A 16,003-nucleotide genomic window follows, 5' to 3' on the forward strand; every position below is an offset into this window, starting at 1 on the left:
GGACCGAGGGGATCACCGATGACGCGCATGCACCGGATGGCTTTCAGGATGTACCTGCCGACGCTGGCGTGCCTGCTGCTGGCATTCGCCTCGACGTGGTGGCTGCCGGGATGGGGGCAGTCGGCGTACCTGGCCGCGCTGGGTGATGCGCTTCGCTGGCTACCGTATGGACTGTTGGGCCTCGCCGTTTTGCTGGGGATCTTCGCGAGCCTCCGGTTGATGCGCTGGGAGACCGGCGATGCGTTGATCTGCAGCTGCGGTGGATTGCTGGGAGGTGAGCGGGAGGGACGTTTCGGCGCGTACCGGATGTGCATGGCGTGTGGAAGGAAGCGCGCGGTGGGCGGGCGGGGCTCGCATGGATGCGGCCATAGGTTGGGGTGAGCAACGCGAACCCCAACATGCGGGGACGATGACGCGTCATGGCATGTCGGCGAAGCGCCCCGCGTAACACTGCGGTATGGGGCGGCTTCGATTTGACCAGCCCTCTCTGTCCGGGAAGGAAGACGCTGTTGGGGTTCGCTGTGCTCACCTCAACCTATGCGCCCCACCAAGACGGGCTTGCCGCGAAAGCGTTGACGGACTTCCTACGTCTCCGGAGTGACCGTTGGCAGTAAAACCGACGCACTGCCGAACAAATACTTCTCCCCGTCGAACCGTTGAAACTCCCCCGTGCACCACGATGGTTCGGCGTCATCGAGTGAAGCCTCGCGGCCGAACCAGAAATCCTTGGCGGCAAGGATACTTTCTTCGACACCTCGACCCGGAAAGGCTCGACGCCAAGGCGGATTTCCTTGCCGTCGACCCTGTGAGGCTCCCGCTCAAGGAAATGTTCCTCGTCGTCTCACAGGAACACCTCGCGATGCGAGGAAACTTTCCTTGTCATCTCACTTCAGTGCCGTGTGCACGCACCTTTCTGGGTCGATGTCTCACATACGTGCGCTGCGGGCGATGCCCAGCGAAGCCGGTACGTACGAATAGGTCGCTATTGTTAGTCATTTCGCCTCGTCACCGTCTTGGATGGGTACGGGCGACGAGGTAGCGTGGACCTGCCGTCGGATGCGGCGGCATCACCTGACATGGAATCAAGGAGTGACAATGAGTCAGAACCTCGTGGACCTGCCGATCGACAGCACGCTTCTCGACCCGCTGGATGCGGCCATCACGCAGATGGAAACGTGCCTGACGGGCCTGATCTCGCTGACGCCGGAGCAGCGGCGCGGCCTGATGAAGATGGGCGAGAAGTCCGAAGCCTTCTGCCGTGCCGCGCTCAACGTGGCGCAGCAGCACAGCGGCATCATGGCGCGCGACTTCGACATCGACGCCTTCCAGCGCGACCAGCAGACGCTGGACCTGCTGCGCCCGCGCATCCTTCGCATCGCCCATCTCTACCAGCGGGCTATGGACACCGAGATGGCACTGGGCAGCGACCAGATGGTGGCCGCACTGGAGGTGTACGGCGCGCTGAAAGTCGCCGGCAAGGGCAAGAGCCTGGACGAAGCGCGCCGCAGTCTGGCCAGCCGCTGGCGCGTCAGTACGCAGGCGGCGGATGACGTGCCTGCGGGACCTCAGTCGGACTAGTCCGTCGGTAGTGGAATGTTGGATGGAACGGAACGGCCCCGCGATGCGGGGCCGTTCTGGGTCCGTGCTGCCGCTGCAACGAAGCGCGCGCGCCAGGCGTCAGGCCGCATCGGTCGCCGCCGCATAAGTTGGGGCGAGCGCACGTACCTCCAACACGAAATCAGGGCTACCTCTCGTCCGTCGACCTTCAGCCAATGCTGGTGTACCGTTCCAAGTAGATCCAGCCCATGGGTTCGTCCATGCGGCCATCGTATGTAGCCTAGTCACACAGACTGCGACGGCGTAGCCGCAAGATGGCGCTCTCGCATCAGCAGGAAGGTCGGCAAAGCCAACGATGGGCCGACCAGCATGCACGCCGCAGGAATCCACAGGCGACGCATGGCGAGCCTCCGCCCCTCTACGGCAATGAACACCAGTACCGCGATCCCCGACACCAGCACGTCAGCCCACGCAAAAGCAGACACCGGGGTTGCTATCGCCTGCTGGAGCAACAAAGGCATGTTGAGCCCGTTGGCAGACAACCATGGGATGAACTGGGACAGGGGCAAGGCCGCTCCGATGACGCAAAGCACAAGGTAGATCAGCTGCATCGGAACTCCGTTGTGGCACTGGTGGTGCTGGACAAGATGTCAATAGGATACTGCCCATGCCCTGTTGGCAGGTGTCCCCTCGTTGGTTACGCTGCCGGTGTCTCGGGGCAAGCAGGGGATTCCATGCGTAAGACGGTAAGCGTCATGTCCGCCCGTTGGGCCGCTTGTTTGACACTGGCTGCCGGTGCGGTCTTCTACGCACAGGCGCAGGAGTACAGGGACACTGCCGTACCCAATGCCCAGATACCGAACGTCCTGCGCGACGTCGCGCAGTGGCACGACTTCCAGCATCCGGATTGCAAGTACAAGCAGCCAGTTGGGTCAGTGCGTGCCGAAGGCGAAGATGGCGATGAAGAACACTGGACCATCGTGGGCTGCGATGGACGACAGTTCACCTATCGGGTGTCTGTGATATCCCAGCATCGTGGTGGTGTCACCGTCTTGGTTGGCAACGTGGGTGGTGCCCCTGTCGAGCAGAAGCCCAAAGTAGGAAAGGGCCAGTTCAAGCCGTCGTGTGACGACATTGGCAAAGAGCTCGCCTCTTTCGGGGATGACATCGACAAGGTTCCCGATGACAAGATCAACCGAATGGCGCAGTTAGCCGCTGACAACGCAGCTTGTCAGGGTGAAGCCAAAGCAGCAGGCGACCGCTAGAGCGCAACCAGCACGCGCCTGGCCTGTTACGTGTTGCCTCTGACGCGCCGATAGTGCTCGGAGTGCAGGGCGCGGCAGGTAGCGATTGGTGTGCTTTAGGATGCGTCGCAGCAAGCGGGGACATCAAGGCTATAGCCCGCACGCGAACCTCTGACTTGTCGGTCCCGGCTTAAGTAACGTCGCCCAAGACGGGCCGGGGCGCTGGGTCGGTCCGGTAGTGCTTGATCCGTAAGGAGATCAGCGTCGGAACCAGCCGCAGGGGCGACGCATACACAATGCGCCGCTCCCCTGACTGATCTCAATGCGGATGCTCCGCATTACGGGGCATCGAAGTCCTAGAACCGCAGTGGAAACACTGCCCCGAACGCGCCGAAGTGGAGGATGGACTGGATGCACTCCATACAGGGGCGGGGCTAGCGCTAGCCAGCCCCAGACGCACTGATGGCTGAAAGCTGGCTGGGCCGGGTCGAAGTAAAGACTGGTCTTGCGAACGTAAATACGTTTATGTCTCTTGCAGCACGGCAGCGTGCTGAGCTGCTAGTAATCTCAATTTCCTTCTAATGACGGTATCTGAGATACCTGGCCTGCTAGGTCAGAGTCATGCGTTGCTCCGTCTGAGGCGACAGCGAGTCCAGCATGAGGATGCTTGCGGACCGTAGGGCCGTCGACGCTAACTAAAAATGATTGGAGGGAAGCGTGAACAGCGTCCGATCCACATTTCGTGTTCTGGCTATCGCGCTGGCTTGCACGGCCGGTCTGGTTACTGGCGAGGCCTTAGCGCTAAAGATTGACTCACATGTGTACATATCCCAGCAGGTTCTTAACGACGTAGTAGATGATGGGCAAATATCCATCGATGTTGGTGGTCAGATTAGAAGCTTTCCCGTGGATCCTGCGATCGTCAGCGCAATCAGGCAAAACCCGTCATATTTTAGAATGGGCTCGCTGGGCCCGGATGCGTTTCCGGGTGTGATAGCAGGACAGATGGTTATCCATCCTGGAGATGAGAGTCCGTTCGGTTGGGGAACAGGTGATTGGCTTAGCCACATTGAGAGCTCAGCAAAAACTCCTGAAGAGCAAGCATTCGCCGCTGGCTACAAGGTGCATGCAGCGACGGATGCCTTCTCGCACACGTACGTGAATCACTATTCTGGTGATGTTTGGGAGCTAAAGGGCGAGACGCATGTTGAAGCTCGGCACTTCATTCTCGAGTCATTCATAGCTTCAAAAAATCCCCCTATAACTAATGAACTTGGAGCCTCAGTCGGGAGTCCGCTTGATGCTATTAGGGCGCCAAGTGGCGAACTTGCCATTCCTGAAGACTTCATAGCTAGGACGCTGATCTTCACGCCAGAGGCTGGTCGATACAGTTCAGGTGCGCCACACCTGTCGTTCATGGCTAGTCATGAACGAAATATAGCGAGATCAATTGAGAAGGCGGAGAACATTGCGATTGAGATTGATCGCCTAACGGTCTTCTTCTCGACCGGAATCCTAGCAAATAAGGAAGAGGTTAGAGAGCTGAGAGATCTGGCTAGGAAGATTGGAGCGGGAGCAATTCCTTTTGATGAAGTCGAGCGCGCGATAGGGAAAATTCAGGACATCAGGAAGAACCACGCAGCAATTCCCGCTGACGTTCTGGGTGGTCTCCTAAGTGAGCTGTCAAACGTCTATAAAGAGTATGCGCGGCTACAGGGCGAGATGAACAAAGCTGCCCTCGATGCGGCGTCAATTAGCGACAAGATCAACTCATCCATCAATGCGTGCCAGTCCGGAAAAGCTGTTGCGCAAGCAGTATGCAAAACGGGAACAAGGAGCCTGTGCGAGAAGCTGAAGCTGGGTAAGAAGGCATGCGGGGCGCTGGATGTGTTTGATCCAAGTTGCATGGCGACCCAGACTCGCATCTATCACGAAGCCTTGAGAGCTTGCGAGAATATTCATGACGCGGTTCAGTTGCGCCCTCTGCTCGCGGCGGCAATTGAAGCTAAGAACAAAGCTGAGCTCGAGAGCTTAGGGCTAGGCGAACAGCTAAGAAGTGTAGCCAGCGAGATTGAGAACCTTACGGTTACTCAGATTGAGCTAGAGACGGCGCTTATGACAGCAGCCTTGAATATGGCCGAGCTCTCGTTGTCGGATATAAATGCGGTTGTAGCATCGCTCAAGACATGGCACTCAGGAATCAGGAGGGCAGGCGTTAGGTATGTCCATGCAAATGCTCAAGCAATGATAAATGCTCTGAGCCCAGATGGCGATCCGTTAGCGCCACTGATGGAGTGGGTGAGCTGCTATGGGCCAGTCTTGGCTGGAATTCCACATCCGCTGATGGATGCAGCTTGCGCTGTGGACGACGCCAGAACAAAGGCGCTGGCGTCGCTGAAGCGAGTGCTAGAGTCACTTGCAAAAATAGATATTGCTTCCAGGATGCTTCTTGAAACGGTAGAGAAGCTGGAGAAGGAGATTGCGGCGATCATTACTGAGGCAGTGATTGATGCTGTTGAAACGGTTGCCGGCGCGCCAGTGAAAGAGCTCCTGGCGATCATAAAAAAGCCTGGCTCTGTAGAGGCTGTGACGCTTGCATTCACGGAGGGGGAGTCGCTAGGTCTTCGGTCAATCCCTGACGCCGCGTACAGAGTCGCCGCCGAAATGGGGATAACGGAGAGTCGTTCTTTCTTCGATCAAGACAAATTCCATGTCGTATACAACTCAGTAGTTCTATCAAAGCTAAGCTTACTTTCGTCCCGCCAGCTGAACAAATTGGCTGAGATCGAGGGTGTCGCGGGTCAAACATCGTACGGGAGTGCTCTCTACAACCAGGAGACGAGAAGGGGCAGCAATGTACTAACTGGGGCGCTTCGATCTATAGACGGATCTTTCCACTGGTATGAACGGGGCATGCCATTCCTAAGGAGGTGGGGTCATGAGCACCCGCCAGTCGGTCGTTACACGTTCCTTAGATCAGACGACCCGGAGAATGGATTTAGACTGTGGCGCGATGAAAGGGCGCGAGATCAGTTGTTTCGTCGCATCTTCAGGGGGCCGATGATCGCGGGGATTGATGCTCCAGAAGTGATCGCGTTTCCGCCACTTCTCTTGGAGAAGTACCCATACAAGGTGTGCGAGCAGAATCCTTGGCCGCTCGAGAACTCTCCGAGCGATCCGGACGTCTCGTTGGACAACACCTGCACTCCAAACACATTGGAGTCTCTGTTCGCTCCAGATTCTTCCCGAAGAATGGAGCGCATGGACACGGTTATGTCAGTGCATAAGGCGATTGCACCGCCAGGTCCGCCGGCCGAAAAGTTAACTGAACCAGTTGAGTGGCATTGCCTATCAGCGGATCGAGCTAGTCGCGGCGCGCATCGCTGGAGCATCAAGTTCTATCCAGACGGTCTGATGCGTACTAACGTTACCTATACCACCTCGGATCTAAAGACGGATGTCTCACAGTCCGCTACCGCAGATGCAGACTTCAAGATAGTCGGAGACTTCCTGTTCGCTTTTCCAAGGCGCGCAGGGGTGATTGAGTCGCGAGATGCGCCAAAGGCGGCAACGCTTGATCGTAGATTTACGAGTCAGCCCCAACGCTATTGGATGCAGCTACCGGAGGATGGAGAGCTGCTTCTAACTAATCACGATGGCACAAAGCTGGCCTGTGTTGACCCTATCCGATTAGCGGCTCAAGAGCGACGTTCGAGTAACTGAGGTCAAGACTGAGTGCTTCCGTTGAGGAACTGCATGAGATGCCAGCGACAGCCAATCCTGCACTAGACCGATATCCCCCTCCTATCTCTCTCAGCATTTCGGACGTGCAAAGTCCTGCTCCTCGGACTGGACGCGTCCTTGCTCCGACACGCACAAGGTCGCTTCGTACTACGACATGTTGAGGGAAGCGGGGTAAAGCACGCATCCGAGCTTTAGGGTCCGCCTTCCGCCCCACCCCACACCCGGCTTCCCAGGGGCTTATCACTCCACCGCCGACACCCCCGCATTGACCCGCCCCCACCCCAACCCCTAAAATTCGCGGCTCCGCCGGAATAGCTCAGTTGGTAGAGCGGCGCATTCGTAATGCGTAGGTCGTAGGTTCGATTCCTATTTCCGGCACCAGTTGTGACAAAGCCCCGCTTCGGCGGGGCTTTGTTTTTCCGGGTCTCGCCCGTGGAGACGGCGGGCCGATACAGTAGCCGCTCGCCTTCACGACAGGTTCCCCGTGGCCAAGACCTCCGCCAAGTCCCGCACCGCCTACGTCTGCACCGAATGCGGGGCCGAGCACAGCAAGTGGCAGGGCCAGTGCGCCGACTGCGGGGCGTGGAACTCGCTCAGCGAGATCGTGCTGGAGGCCGCGGCCGGGTCACCCGCCGCCGCCCGCCGCTCCGGTTGGGCCGGCAAGGCCGAAGCCCCCAAGATCACCGCCCTCAAGGACGTCCGCCACAGTGAAGAGGCGCGCGTAACCACCGGCATCGGCGAGTTCGACCGCGTGCTGGGCGGTGGCCTGGTCGAAGGCGCCGTGGTGCTGGTCGGCGGCGACCCCGGCATCGGCAAGTCCACCCTGCTGCTGCAGGCGCTGGCCCGCATGTCGGCCAGCCTGCCGGCCCTGTACGTCACTGGCGAGGAGTCGCTGGCCCAGGTCGCCGGCCGCGCCGTGCGCCTGGACCTGCCGCTGGACAACCTGCAGGCGCTGGCCGAGACCGGCATCGAGAGCATCCTGCAGCACGCCTCCGTCGCCCGGCCCAAGCTGATCGTCGCCGACTCCGTGCAGACCCTGTGGACCGAATCGCTGACCGCCGCCCCCGGTTCCGTCAGCCAAGTGCGCGAGAGCGCCGCCCGGCTGGTGCGCTACGCCAAGGAGACCGGCACCGCCGTGTTCCTGGTCGGCCACGTGACCAAGGAGGGCGGTATCGCCGGCCCGCGCGTGCTGGAGCACATGGTCGACGCCGTGCTGTATTTCGAGGGCGAGAGCGGCAGCCGCTTCCGCGTGCTGCGCGCCTTCAAGAACCGCTTCGGCGCGGTCAACGAACTGGGCGTGTTCGCGATGGGCGAGAAGGGCTTGAAGGAAGTGCCCAACCCGTCGGCGATCTTCCTGTCCGGCAGCGCCCAGCAGCCCGGCAGCTGCGTGATGGTCACCCGCGAGGGCACGCGCCCGCTGCTGGTGGAAGTGCAGGCGCTGGTCGACAGCTCGCCGCTGTCCAACCCGCGCCGCGTGGCGGTGGGTCTGGAACAGAACCGCCTGGCGATGCTGCTGGCCGTGCTGCACCGGCACGGCGGCGTGGTGGTGGGCGACCAGGACGTGTTCGTGAATGTCGTCGGCGGCATCCGTGTGCAGGAAACCGCGGCCGACCTTCCCGTGTTGCTGGCCGTGCTGTCCTCGCTGCGCGACCGCCCGCTGGCCGAGAAGACCGTGGCCTTCGGCGAAGTGGGCCTGTCCGGCGAGATCCGCCCGGTACCCAACGGCGAAGAGCGCCTGCGCGAAGCGGCCACGCACGGCTTCAAGCGCGCCATCGTGCCCAAGGGCAACGCGCCTAAGTCGGGCGCGTTCAAGGGCCTGGAAGTGGTGGCGGTGGAGCGGTTGTCGCAGGCGCTGGAAGCGGCGGCGGAGTAGACGGTGCCCTAACGCCGCGCTGCTAGCATGCGGCACGGCCCACGCAACGTGGCCGCATAACGCGAGGGAGGCGACTGTGAAGGGAATTTGCAGTGTCGTGGGGAAGCGCGCGGGGTGGGTCGCAGTGCTGTTGTGGGTCGCGATGACGATGACGGCGTACGCGCAGAACGTCGTCGATCACCTGAAGGTCCCCGGACCGATCGCGTTCTCCGGTGAAACCTTCCGCCTGGCATGGAGCAGCCATCCCAGCGACCGCCTCTACAAGCAGGAATACCTGCCCGCCGGCCAGACACTCAAGCGTTACCAGGGCATGCTGATGCTCGACCTGATGTTCGACGGCGTGACGCCGCGCCAGAAGGCGGAAGCGTTTGCCGCGACCCTGCAGGCGCGCAAGAAAACGGACCCGGTGGTCAACTTCCAGCTGCTGCAGGGCGACAACGGCCAGGTGATCCTCGACTTCGTGTTGTCCGGCAAGCAGCCCAACGGTGAGATCATCATCGAGTGGAACGCCTACCGTTACAGCGCGCTGGGCGAGGGCGTGCAGATGGTGGGCATCAGCCGACGCGCCTACGGCGACGCGGCGGCAGAGGATTTCCTGCGCAACCGGCTGAAGGCCTTGCGTGACCGCGACATCACGGCGCTGGCGGGCCTCGAGATGAGCGCGACGCTGCCGGCGAAGTGACGCGTCGCGATAGTGGATGCGGAGCGGGGGGCGGTGACGCCGCGCCTACAGGCGCATGCCCAGCCAGATGACGGCCTCGGTCGAGACGCGCACGACGGGGGTCAGGATCGGCGGCCAGAACGCGCCTGCCTGCATCGCGTCGCGACCGTGATCGTGGTGTTCCTGTTCTTCCGCCACGATGCGCGACACGGCATCGAAGGCGTCGGAATCGATGGGCTCGAGCTGCCGCCGTTGCTCGATTAGATGCTGCACCACCACGCTTTCGACGGCATACGTGGTGGCCGCGATGGCGGACGGTCCCAGCAGGCCGGTCAGCAGCCCCAGCGTCCAGCCGCCGGCGCCGCACAGCAGATAGCTGCGGCAGCGACGAACACCACGCGCCTGGAGCCGCTCCCGGAACAGTGCGCGATGGCCACGTTCGTGTTCGAGGAAGTGCCGGAGCAGGGGCACCAGCTGTGGCGCCGTCCAGCGCGCCATGAGGATCTGTGCGCGGTAGATGTTGACCGCGCCGTGTTCGCCCGCGTGATCGACCTTCAGGATCCGGTCGCCCAGCCGCGTGCTCAACCGCGCCTCAGCACCATCTCGTAGACGAACTTGCTGCCGAAGAACGCGAGCAACAGCAGCACCATCGCGGTGAGCGTCCAGTGCACGGCCTTGGCGCCGCGCCAGCCGTAGCGCCAGCGGCCGATCAGCAGGGCGCCGAAGGTCAGCCACGACAGCACGCTCAGCACGGTCTTGTGGGTGAGCTTCTGGACCAGGAAATTCTCGACGAACAGCACGCCGGTCAGCAGCGTGGCGGTCAGCAGGATGAAGCCGACCGTGATCGTGCGGAACAGCAGGTCTTCCAGTTCCGTCAGCGGCGGCAGGGCGCGCAGCCACACATGGAACTCGCGCCGGCGCAGGGCGCGCTCCTGCGCCGACAGCATCACCGCCAGCAGCGCGGCGATCGCCAGCGCGGCATACGCCAGCAGGGCCAGCCAGGCGTGCAATTGCACGCGCCAGTCCAGCCCGACCGACGTCTGGTGCCCGTAGACGTGGTAGAGCGTCAGCATCAGGGAGGCCAGCGGAAAGGCGACCACGCCCAGGGCCGCCATCCGGCCGCGGACCGCGACCAGCAGCGTCATCGCCGCCATGCCCAGCGACACCAGCGACAGCGCGGCGAAGAAATGCATGTCCGGCCCGCCCGGCGTGCGCCAGGCGACCAGCAGGTGGTAGGTGCCATGCAATACCACCGCCGCCAGGGCCGGCCAGGCCCAGGGGCGCGGCGCATCGCCGGTGTCGCGGGTGACGGAACGGACCACCAGGCCGGCGGCCAGCAGATAGAGGGCGACGGCGATGAGAATGATTGCCATCGGGGAAGTGTCGCACAGCGGACGGCGCCGGCGCAGGGGCGCTCGCGGCCGTGATGCGCGTGCAACGGAGGTCGCGGGCGGGGCCGCTATAATCGCCGTCCGTTTTCCCTGGTCCTGCCCGCCCTCATGTTCGAATCCCTGACCCAGCGACTCTCCGGCACCATCGAGCGCCTGCGCGGCCGCGGCCGCCTGAGCGAGGAGAACATCCGCGAGGCAACCCGCGAAGTACGCATCGCGCTGCTGGAGGCCGACGTGGCCCTGCCGGTGGTGCAGGCGCTGATCGAGCGCATCAAGGTGCGCGCGGTCGGCCAGGAAGTGCTGAAGTCGCTGACCCCCGGCCAGGCGCTGATCAAGGTGGTCCGCGACGAGCTGACCGCGGTGATGGGCTCGCAGGCCAGCGACCTCAATCTCAACGTGCCCGCGCCCGCCGTGATCCTGATGGCCGGCCTGCAGGGCGCCGGCAAGACCACCACGGTCGGCAAGCTGGCCAAGCACCTGCGCGAGAAGCGCAAGAAGAAGGTGATGGTGGTCAGTGCCGACGTCTACCGTCCGGCCGCCATCGAGCAGCTGAAGACGCTGGCGCAGCAGGTCGACGTGCTGTTCTTCCCGTCCGACGCGGGCCAGAAGCCCGAAGCCATCGTCCGTGCCGCCATCGACGATGCGAAGAAGTCCTTCGTCGACGTGCTGCTGGTCGATACCGCCGGCCGCCTGGCGATCGACGAGGCCATGATGGCCGAGATCAAGGCGCTGCACGCCGCGGTCAAGCCGGTGGAGACGCTGTTCGTCGTCGACGCGATGACCGGCCAGGACGCGGCCAACACCGCCAAGGCCTTCAGCGAGGCGCTGCCGCTGACCGGCGTGGTGCTGACCAAGACCGACGGCGATGCGCGCGGTGGCGCGGCGCTGTCGGTGCGTTACATCACCGGCAAGCCGATCAAGTTCATCGGCGTGGGCGAGAAGCCCGACGGCCTGGACGTCTTCCACCCCGAGCGCGTGGCCAACCGCATCCTCGACATGGGCGACGTGCTGTCGCTGGTGGAGCAGGTCGAGCAGAACGTCGACCGCGAGAAGGCCGAGAAGCTGGCTGCGAAGGTCATCAAGGGCAAGAAGTTCGACCTCAACGACATGCGCGACCAGTTGGAGCAGATGCAGAACATGGGCGGCATCAGCGGCCTGATGGACAAGCTGCCGGGCATGGGCCAGATTCCCGAGCACGTGAAGCAGCAGGTGCAGCAGGGCAAGGAAGTGCCGCGCATGATCGCCATCATCAACTCGATGACGAAGAAGGAGCGCCGCAACCCGGCGTTGCTCAACGGCTCGCGCCGTGCCCGCATCGCCAAGGGCGCGGGCCTGACGCCGGCCGACGTCAACAAGCTGATGAAGCAGTACCAGCAGATGGAAAAGATGATGGGCAAGCTGGCTGGCGGCGGCATGAAGGGCATGATGCGCAACATGAAGAGCATGATGGGTGGGCGCGGCGGCATGCCGTTCCGCTGAGCCTCCGCTGTTCTATCCTGTGGGAGCGACGCAAGTCGCGATCGTGTCTCCGCTCATCGCGACTTACGTCGCTCCCACATTCGACCGAAGCGGAGATCCGGCCCGCATGACCTCGGCCTTCCTCAACGGCAGCCCCGCCAGCGCCGACGACCTGCGTGCGCTGGCACTGGCCAATTACGGCCACTTCACCTCGATGCAGGTGCGCAATGGCGCGGTGCAGGGACGTGCGCTGCATGTGCAGCGTCTGCAGGAGGCGACGCTGGCGCTCTTCGGCACACAGCTGGACGGCGACGGCGCGTTGAAGCTGGCCGCGCGGGCCCTCGATGAGGCGGGTCTGCGTGATGCGTCGGTGCGCGTCACGGTGTTCTCCACGCAATTCGATTACCGCGATCCCGCGCGCAGCGTGACGCCCGATGTGCTGGTGACGCTGTCGCCCGCCTCCTCGCCGGACAAGCCGGCTTTGCGGGTGAAGTCGTATCCGTTCGTGCGTCCGCTGCCGCAATACAAGCATGTGGGTACGTTCCCGCTGTTCCACTACCGCCGGCAGGCGCTGGCCGACGGCTACGACGATGCGCTGTTCGTCGATCCGGCGGGGCAGGTGGTCGAGGGGTCGATCTGGAACCTGGGCCTGTGGGATGGCCAGTCCATCGTCTGGCCGGAGGGCCCGGCCTTGCGGGGAACGGCCGAACGGTTGCTCCAGGCCGGCTTGGACCGGGCGGGCATCCCGCAGCGTGCCGCGCGGGTGGGTGTGCCGGATCTGGGCGCGTTCCGGGCCGGATTTGCCTGCAATGCCAGTGGCTTGCAGCCGGTCGTCGGCGTGGATGCCGTCGCATGGGGTGCTGATATCGCCCTCATGGCCCGCCTCAACGCCGCGCTGGATGGCGTGCCGTGGGAGCCGCTGGTCTGACCTCCGAAGGCTCGGAAACCGGGGTGGGTTTTCCTGAGCGATTCAATGGCTTAGAATAGCCGGCTTACCTCGCCATTCTGGCGACTGGGCAACACTGGAAAACACCATGGTCAAGATCCGTCTCACCCGCGGCGGCGCGAAGAAGCGCCCCTTCTACCACATCATCGTCACCGACTCGCGCAGCGCGCGTGACGGCCGCAACATCGAGCGCGTGGGTTTCTACAACCCGGTCGCCGCCGGTGCCGAGAAGCGCGTTGAACTCAACATCGCCCGTGTCGACCACTGGGTCGGCAACGGCGCGCAGCTGACCGAGAAGGTCCGCAACCTGTACAAGGAAGTCAAGGCTGCTCCGGCGGCCTGATGGCTTCGGCCGCGCAGATCGCGCGGCCTACCTTACCCATGAACACAGAGCGCCCACCGACCCCGCAGAAAATGATTCTGCTGGGAAGGCTTCTGGGCGCTTTTGGTGTGCGTGGCCAGATCAAGATCGAATCCTGGACAGAACCGCGCGAGGCTATCTTCCGCTACCAGCCGTGGACGCTGCGCGATGCCGCCGGCGTCGAGCGCGAGCTGAGTGGCGCGCGTGGCAAGGCTTCGGGCAAGCATCTGGTGGCGACACTGCCGGGCGTGGAGGACCGCGACCAGGTGGAGGCGATGCACGGGCAGGAAATCTTCGTCCCGCGCTCCGCATTGCCCCCGCCGAGTGCCGGCGAGTTCTACTGGGTCGATCTGGAAGGCCTGCGCGTCATTCATGTCGACGGCGCTGATTTCGGCACTGTCTCGCACCTGTTTTCGACCGGCGCAAACGACGTGCTCGTCGCGCGCGGCGATCGTGAGCGGCTGATCCCGTTCGTCGAACCCGACTATGTGCGCTCGGTGGATTTCGAGGCCGGCGTGGTCACCGTCGACTGGGACCCCGAGTTCTAGCCGTCCCGCAGGCGACCGCTGTGGCGGTTACCCTGCACCTTCACCGAGTTCCAGCCGATCGCCATGCGTATCGACGTGATGACCCTGTTTCCCGATTTCATCGCCCAGGCCGCTGCCGTAGGGGTGGTCGGGCGTGCGCAGGAGCGCGGGCTGCTGTCGCTGCATGGATGGAATCCGCGCGATTACGCCAGCGGCGGCTACCGGCGCGTGGACGACCGCCCGTTCGGTGGCGGCCCCGGCATGGTGATGATGATCGAGCCCCTGCTGGCCTGCCTGACGGCGGTGCGCGAGGCGGATCCGGCTCCGGCGCCGGTGATCTACATGAGTCCGCAGGGTGCTCCGCTCACCCAGAAGAAAGCGCGCGAGCTGGCGGCATTGCCGCGGATGATCCTGCTGTGCGGTCGCTACGAAGGCGTGGACGAGCGTTTCCTGCAGGCCCACGTGGACGAGGAACTGTCCATCGGCGACTACGTGCTGTCGGGCGGCGAGCTGGCTGCGGCGGTGGTCATCGACGCGGTGGGCCGGTTGCAGGACGGTGCGCTGAACGATGCCGATTCGGCCGTGCAGGACAGTTTCGAGGGCGATGGCCTGCTGGATTGCCCCCATTTCACCCACCCGTCGTCCCACCCGCTGGGCGACGTGCCGGCGGTCCTTCGCTCCGGGGACCACGCCGCCATCGCCCGTTGGCGCCGGCAGCAGTCGCTGGGCCGGACCGCACGGCGGCGGCCGGACCTGCTGGACGAGGGCAGTCTCTCGAAGGCCGACAAGGCGCTGCTGACAGCCTTCCGGGACCAGGAAACGGGCGAGGGCGGGGCGGGGTAGCCAGCCCGGCCGGGAATCCGGTAGAATGCGCGACCCTTGGGCGGTTCTCGCCCAGGATCCCATAAGAATATCGTGCAGCGCAATCCGGCGACTGCATCAGTTTTCCGCTGTCGCAAGACACGATCACGCATACAAGCATTGGTGCCAACATGAGCAAGCTCCTCCAGGAATTCGAAGCCTCCCAGATCACGCGCGAGCTGCCCGCGTTCGGCCCCGGTGACACCGTGGTCGTCAACGTGAAGGTCAAGGAAGGCAACCGCGAGCGCGTGCAGGCGTACGAAGGCGTCGTCATCGCCAAGAAGAACGCCGGCCTGAACTCGGCCTTCACCGTCCGCAAGATCTCGCACGGTTACGGCGTCGAGCGCGTCTTCCAGACCCACAGCGCCTCGATCGACTCGGTCGAAGTGAAGCGCCGCGGCAAGGTCCGCGCCGGCAAGCTGTACTACCTGCGCGACCTGGAAGGCAAGGCTGCCCGCATCAAGGAAGACCTGGCCGCCAACGCCGCCGCCAAGGTCGCCCGTCAGGCTGCCGCCGCCGCTGCCGCCGAGTAATTCCGGCAGAAGCGCGTCGCACGGACGGCCACCTTCGGGTGGCCGTTCGCGTTTCCGTCCCATGCATTTCGGTGCAGACTTGCGCTAACGGCTACGGAGAGCGCCATGTACCTCACGCGAGTCCTGTCTTTGGCAGTCCTGTTGCTGGCTGCTTGTGCCAGCGATCCGATGGCAGCGAACGATCCGCCAGTCTCCGCGCCGTTCGCCTGGTGCGCCGACGAGGCCCGGGCCGCGGCATCGCAGCCGATGCCGAAGGACGCCACGCCGACCCAGCGACGGGCGGCACGCGACTTCCACATGTCCAAGGCATGCCAGCGCGCGTACGACCACAAGGTCGAACTGCCGTTTCCCGTCGTTCCCTCGCGCCTGCCTTGAGGCAACTGTTCTCTGTGTTCCGATGACCGAATCCACCGACGCTTCCGTCCGCCTCGATCTGTGGCTCTGGGCGGCCCGTTTCTTCCGCACGCGCAGCCTGGCAAAGCAGGCCATCGAGACCGGCAAGGTCGACGTGGCCGGGCAGCGCGCGAAGTCCTCGCGCGCTGTCAGGGTGGGCGACATGCTGGTGATAACGCGGGGCGACGATGTGTTCGAGATCGAAGTCCGCGCGCTCAGCGACAAGCGCGGCTCGGCACCCGTGGCGCAGGCCCTGTACATGGAGTCGGAGGCCTCGCGTGCGCGCCGTGCCGCTGCCTTGGCGGCGCGGCAGGCGGAACGTGCGGGCTACCAGGCACCGCAATCGCGGCCGGACAAACGGGCGCGCCGATTGATCCGGGCGCTGGGCGACATCGACGCGTTGTAGGAACCGCAGAAAAGAAGAAGGGCGCCGTTGGCGCCCTTCTTCTTTTCT

17 protein-coding genes and 1 tRNA gene are annotated in these 16,003 nt (G+C 63.5%); 15 read left to right on the top strand and 3 right to left on the bottom strand.

Translation table 11 applies throughout. From position 1 onward, the window contains the following. Nucleotides 1-18 precede the first annotated feature (18 nt). Both ACSQ1W_RS03915 and ACSQ1W_RS03920 read left to right on the top strand, forming a co-directional pair. Entirely contained in the window at nucleotides 19-381 is a 363-nt protein-coding gene (locus ACSQ1W_RS03915; RefSeq protein WP_436041730.1) for a hypothetical protein, read from the top strand. Between the two features lie 714 nt (nucleotides 382-1,095). After that, nucleotides 1,096-1,578, top strand: coding sequence for a hypothetical protein (locus ACSQ1W_RS03920; RefSeq protein ID WP_225589197.1), 483 nt, complete (start codon nucleotides 1,096-1,098; stop codon nucleotides 1,576-1,578). A gap of 263 nt (nucleotides 1,579-1,841) precedes the next feature. Here the strand turns inward: ACSQ1W_RS03920 and ACSQ1W_RS03925 are convergent, their stop codons facing one another. Beyond that, nucleotides 1,842-2,168 carry a DUF2834 domain-containing protein gene (locus ACSQ1W_RS03925; RefSeq protein ID WP_436041731.1) on the bottom strand — a complete coding sequence of 109 codons (327 nt, stop codon included), beginning with the start codon at nucleotides 2,166-2,168 and terminating at the stop codon, nucleotides 1,842-1,844. Nucleotides 2,169-2,291: 123 nt separating this feature from the next. Between ACSQ1W_RS03925 and ACSQ1W_RS03930 the strand changes: the two genes are divergently transcribed. The 5 genes from ACSQ1W_RS03930 (at nucleotide 2,292) to ACSQ1W_RS03950 (ending at nucleotide 9,100) form a co-directional block, all read left to right on the top strand. Further along, nucleotides 2,292-2,822 (top strand): hypothetical protein, encoded by a 531-nt coding sequence (locus tag ACSQ1W_RS03930; protein ID WP_436041732.1) that lies wholly within the window; start codon nucleotides 2,292-2,294, stop codon nucleotides 2,820-2,822. Nucleotides 2,823-3,518: 696 nt separating this feature from the next. Further along, a complete protein-coding gene (locus ACSQ1W_RS03935) occupies nucleotides 3,519-6,524 on the top strand; it encodes a hypothetical protein (protein ID WP_436041733.1) in 3,006 nt (1,001 codons plus the stop codon). A gap of 326 nt (nucleotides 6,525-6,850) precedes the next feature. Continuing rightward, nucleotides 6,851-6,926 (top strand) — tRNA-Thr (locus ACSQ1W_RS03940). 103 nt (nucleotides 6,927-7,029) lie between these two features. Beyond that, nucleotides 7,030-8,418 (top strand): DNA repair protein RadA, encoded by a 1,389-nt coding sequence (gene radA / locus ACSQ1W_RS03945; RefSeq protein WP_436041734.1) that lies wholly within the window; start codon nucleotides 7,030-7,032, stop codon nucleotides 8,416-8,418. Nucleotides 8,419-8,542: 124 nt separating this feature from the next. After that, entirely contained in the window at nucleotides 8,543-9,100 is a 558-nt protein-coding gene (locus ACSQ1W_RS03950; protein WP_436041735.1) for a hypothetical protein, read from the top strand. A 45-nt stretch (nucleotides 9,101-9,145) separates the two neighbouring features. Here ACSQ1W_RS03950 and ACSQ1W_RS03955 read toward each other — a convergent pair whose 3' ends face one another. Together ACSQ1W_RS03955 and ACSQ1W_RS03960 are read right to left on the bottom strand one after the other, a co-directional pair. Continuing rightward, complete coding sequence (locus ACSQ1W_RS03955) at nucleotides 9,146-9,664, bottom strand: demethoxyubiquinone hydroxylase family protein (RefSeq protein WP_436041736.1); 519 nt, start codon at nucleotides 9,662-9,664, stop codon at nucleotides 9,146-9,148. Further along, nucleotides 9,661-10,452, bottom strand: coding sequence for a cytochrome C assembly family protein (locus tag ACSQ1W_RS03960; RefSeq protein WP_192269408.1), 792 nt, complete (start codon nucleotides 10,450-10,452; stop codon nucleotides 9,661-9,663). Before ACSQ1W_RS03960 ends, ACSQ1W_RS03955 begins: the two co-directional genes overlap by 4 nt. A 126-nt stretch (nucleotides 10,453-10,578) precedes the next feature. Between ACSQ1W_RS03960 and ffh the strand changes: the two genes are divergently transcribed. The 8 genes from ffh (at nucleotide 10,579) to ACSQ1W_RS04000 (ending at nucleotide 15,955) form a co-directional block, all read left to right on the top strand. Continuing rightward, complete coding sequence (ffh, locus tag ACSQ1W_RS03965; RefSeq protein ID WP_162339050.1) at nucleotides 10,579-11,949, top strand: signal recognition particle protein; 1,371 nt, start codon at nucleotides 10,579-10,581, stop codon at nucleotides 11,947-11,949. A gap of 106 nt (nucleotides 11,950-12,055) precedes the next feature. Continuing rightward, nucleotides 12,056-12,856 carry an aminotransferase class IV family protein gene (locus ACSQ1W_RS03970; protein ID WP_436041737.1) on the top strand — a complete coding sequence of 267 codons (801 nt, stop codon included), beginning with the start codon at nucleotides 12,056-12,058 and terminating at the stop codon, nucleotides 12,854-12,856. A 106-nt stretch (nucleotides 12,857-12,962) separates the two neighbouring features. Further along, on the top strand, nucleotides 12,963-13,217 hold the full coding sequence (gene rpsP / locus ACSQ1W_RS03975) for a 30S ribosomal protein S16 (RefSeq protein ID WP_062353216.1): 255 nt from the start codon (nucleotides 12,963-12,965) through the stop codon (nucleotides 13,215-13,217). Nucleotides 13,218-13,255: 38 nt separating this feature from the next. Continuing rightward, nucleotides 13,256-13,783, top strand: coding sequence for a ribosome maturation factor RimM (gene rimM / locus ACSQ1W_RS03980; RefSeq protein ID WP_192269401.1), 528 nt, complete (start codon nucleotides 13,256-13,258; stop codon nucleotides 13,781-13,783). 63 nt (nucleotides 13,784-13,846) lie between these two features. Continuing rightward, on the top strand, nucleotides 13,847-14,605 hold the full coding sequence (gene trmD / locus ACSQ1W_RS03985; protein ID WP_436041738.1) for a tRNA (guanosine(37)-N1)-methyltransferase TrmD: 759 nt from the start codon (nucleotides 13,847-13,849) through the stop codon (nucleotides 14,603-14,605). A gap of 149 nt (nucleotides 14,606-14,754) precedes the next feature. Then, complete coding sequence (rplS, locus tag ACSQ1W_RS03990; RefSeq protein ID WP_192269395.1) at nucleotides 14,755-15,156, top strand: 50S ribosomal protein L19; 402 nt, start codon at nucleotides 14,755-14,757, stop codon at nucleotides 15,154-15,156. A gap of 168 nt (nucleotides 15,157-15,324) precedes the next feature. Next, nucleotides 15,325-15,531 carry a hypothetical protein gene (locus ACSQ1W_RS03995; protein ID WP_436041739.1) on the top strand — a complete coding sequence of 69 codons (207 nt, stop codon included), beginning with the start codon at nucleotides 15,325-15,327 and terminating at the stop codon, nucleotides 15,529-15,531. A gap of 22 nt (nucleotides 15,532-15,553) precedes the next feature. Beyond that, entirely contained in the window at nucleotides 15,554-15,955 is a 402-nt protein-coding gene (locus tag ACSQ1W_RS04000; protein WP_436041740.1) for an RNA-binding S4 domain-containing protein, read from the top strand. Nucleotides 15,956-16,003 lie beyond the last annotated feature (48 nt).

This window comes from Pseudoxanthomonas sp. LjRoot143, from assembly GCF_964252945.1.
Classification (GTDB): domain Bacteria; phylum Pseudomonadota; class Gammaproteobacteria; order Xanthomonadales; family Xanthomonadaceae; genus Pseudoxanthomonas_A.

Excerpts from the sequence above, each read along its gene's own strand:
- rplS (WP_192269395.1), top strand. The coding sequence starts at position 14,755 with ATGAGCAAGCTCCTCCAGGAATTCGAAGCCTCCCAGATCACGCGCGAG.
- ACSQ1W_RS03920 (WP_225589197.1), top strand. The coding sequence starts at position 1,096 with ATGAGTCAGAACCTCGTGGACCTGCCGATCGACAGCACGCTTCTCGAC.
- ACSQ1W_RS03915 (WP_436041730.1), top strand. The coding sequence starts at position 19 with ATGACGCGCATGCACCGGATGGCTTTCAGGATGTACCTGCCGACGCTG.
- rpsP (WP_062353216.1), top strand. The coding sequence starts at position 12,963 with ATGGTCAAGATCCGTCTCACCCGCGGCGGCGCGAAGAAGCGCCCCTTC.
- ACSQ1W_RS03995 (WP_436041739.1), top strand. The coding sequence starts at position 15,325 with ATGGCAGCGAACGATCCGCCAGTCTCCGCGCCGTTCGCCTGGTGCGCC.
- trmD (WP_436041738.1), top strand. The coding sequence starts at position 13,847 with ATGCGTATCGACGTGATGACCCTGTTTCCCGATTTCATCGCCCAGGCC.
- rimM (WP_192269401.1), top strand. The coding sequence starts at position 13,256 with ATGAACACAGAGCGCCCACCGACCCCGCAGAAAATGATTCTGCTGGGA.
- ACSQ1W_RS03925 (WP_436041731.1), bottom strand. The coding sequence starts at position 2,168 with ATGCAGCTGATCTACCTTGTGCTTTGCGTCATCGGAGCGGCCTTGCCC.
- ACSQ1W_RS03960 (WP_192269408.1), bottom strand. The coding sequence starts at position 10,452 with ATGGCAATCATTCTCATCGCCGTCGCCCTCTATCTGCTGGCCGCCGGC.
- ACSQ1W_RS03930 (WP_436041732.1), top strand. The coding sequence starts at position 2,292 with ATGCGTAAGACGGTAAGCGTCATGTCCGCCCGTTGGGCCGCTTGTTTG.
- ACSQ1W_RS04000 (WP_436041740.1), top strand. The coding sequence starts at position 15,554 with ATGACCGAATCCACCGACGCTTCCGTCCGCCTCGATCTGTGGCTCTGG.
- ffh (WP_162339050.1), top strand. The coding sequence starts at position 10,579 with ATGTTCGAATCCCTGACCCAGCGACTCTCCGGCACCATCGAGCGCCTG.
- ACSQ1W_RS03970 (WP_436041737.1), top strand. The coding sequence starts at position 12,056 with ATGACCTCGGCCTTCCTCAACGGCAGCCCCGCCAGCGCCGACGACCTG.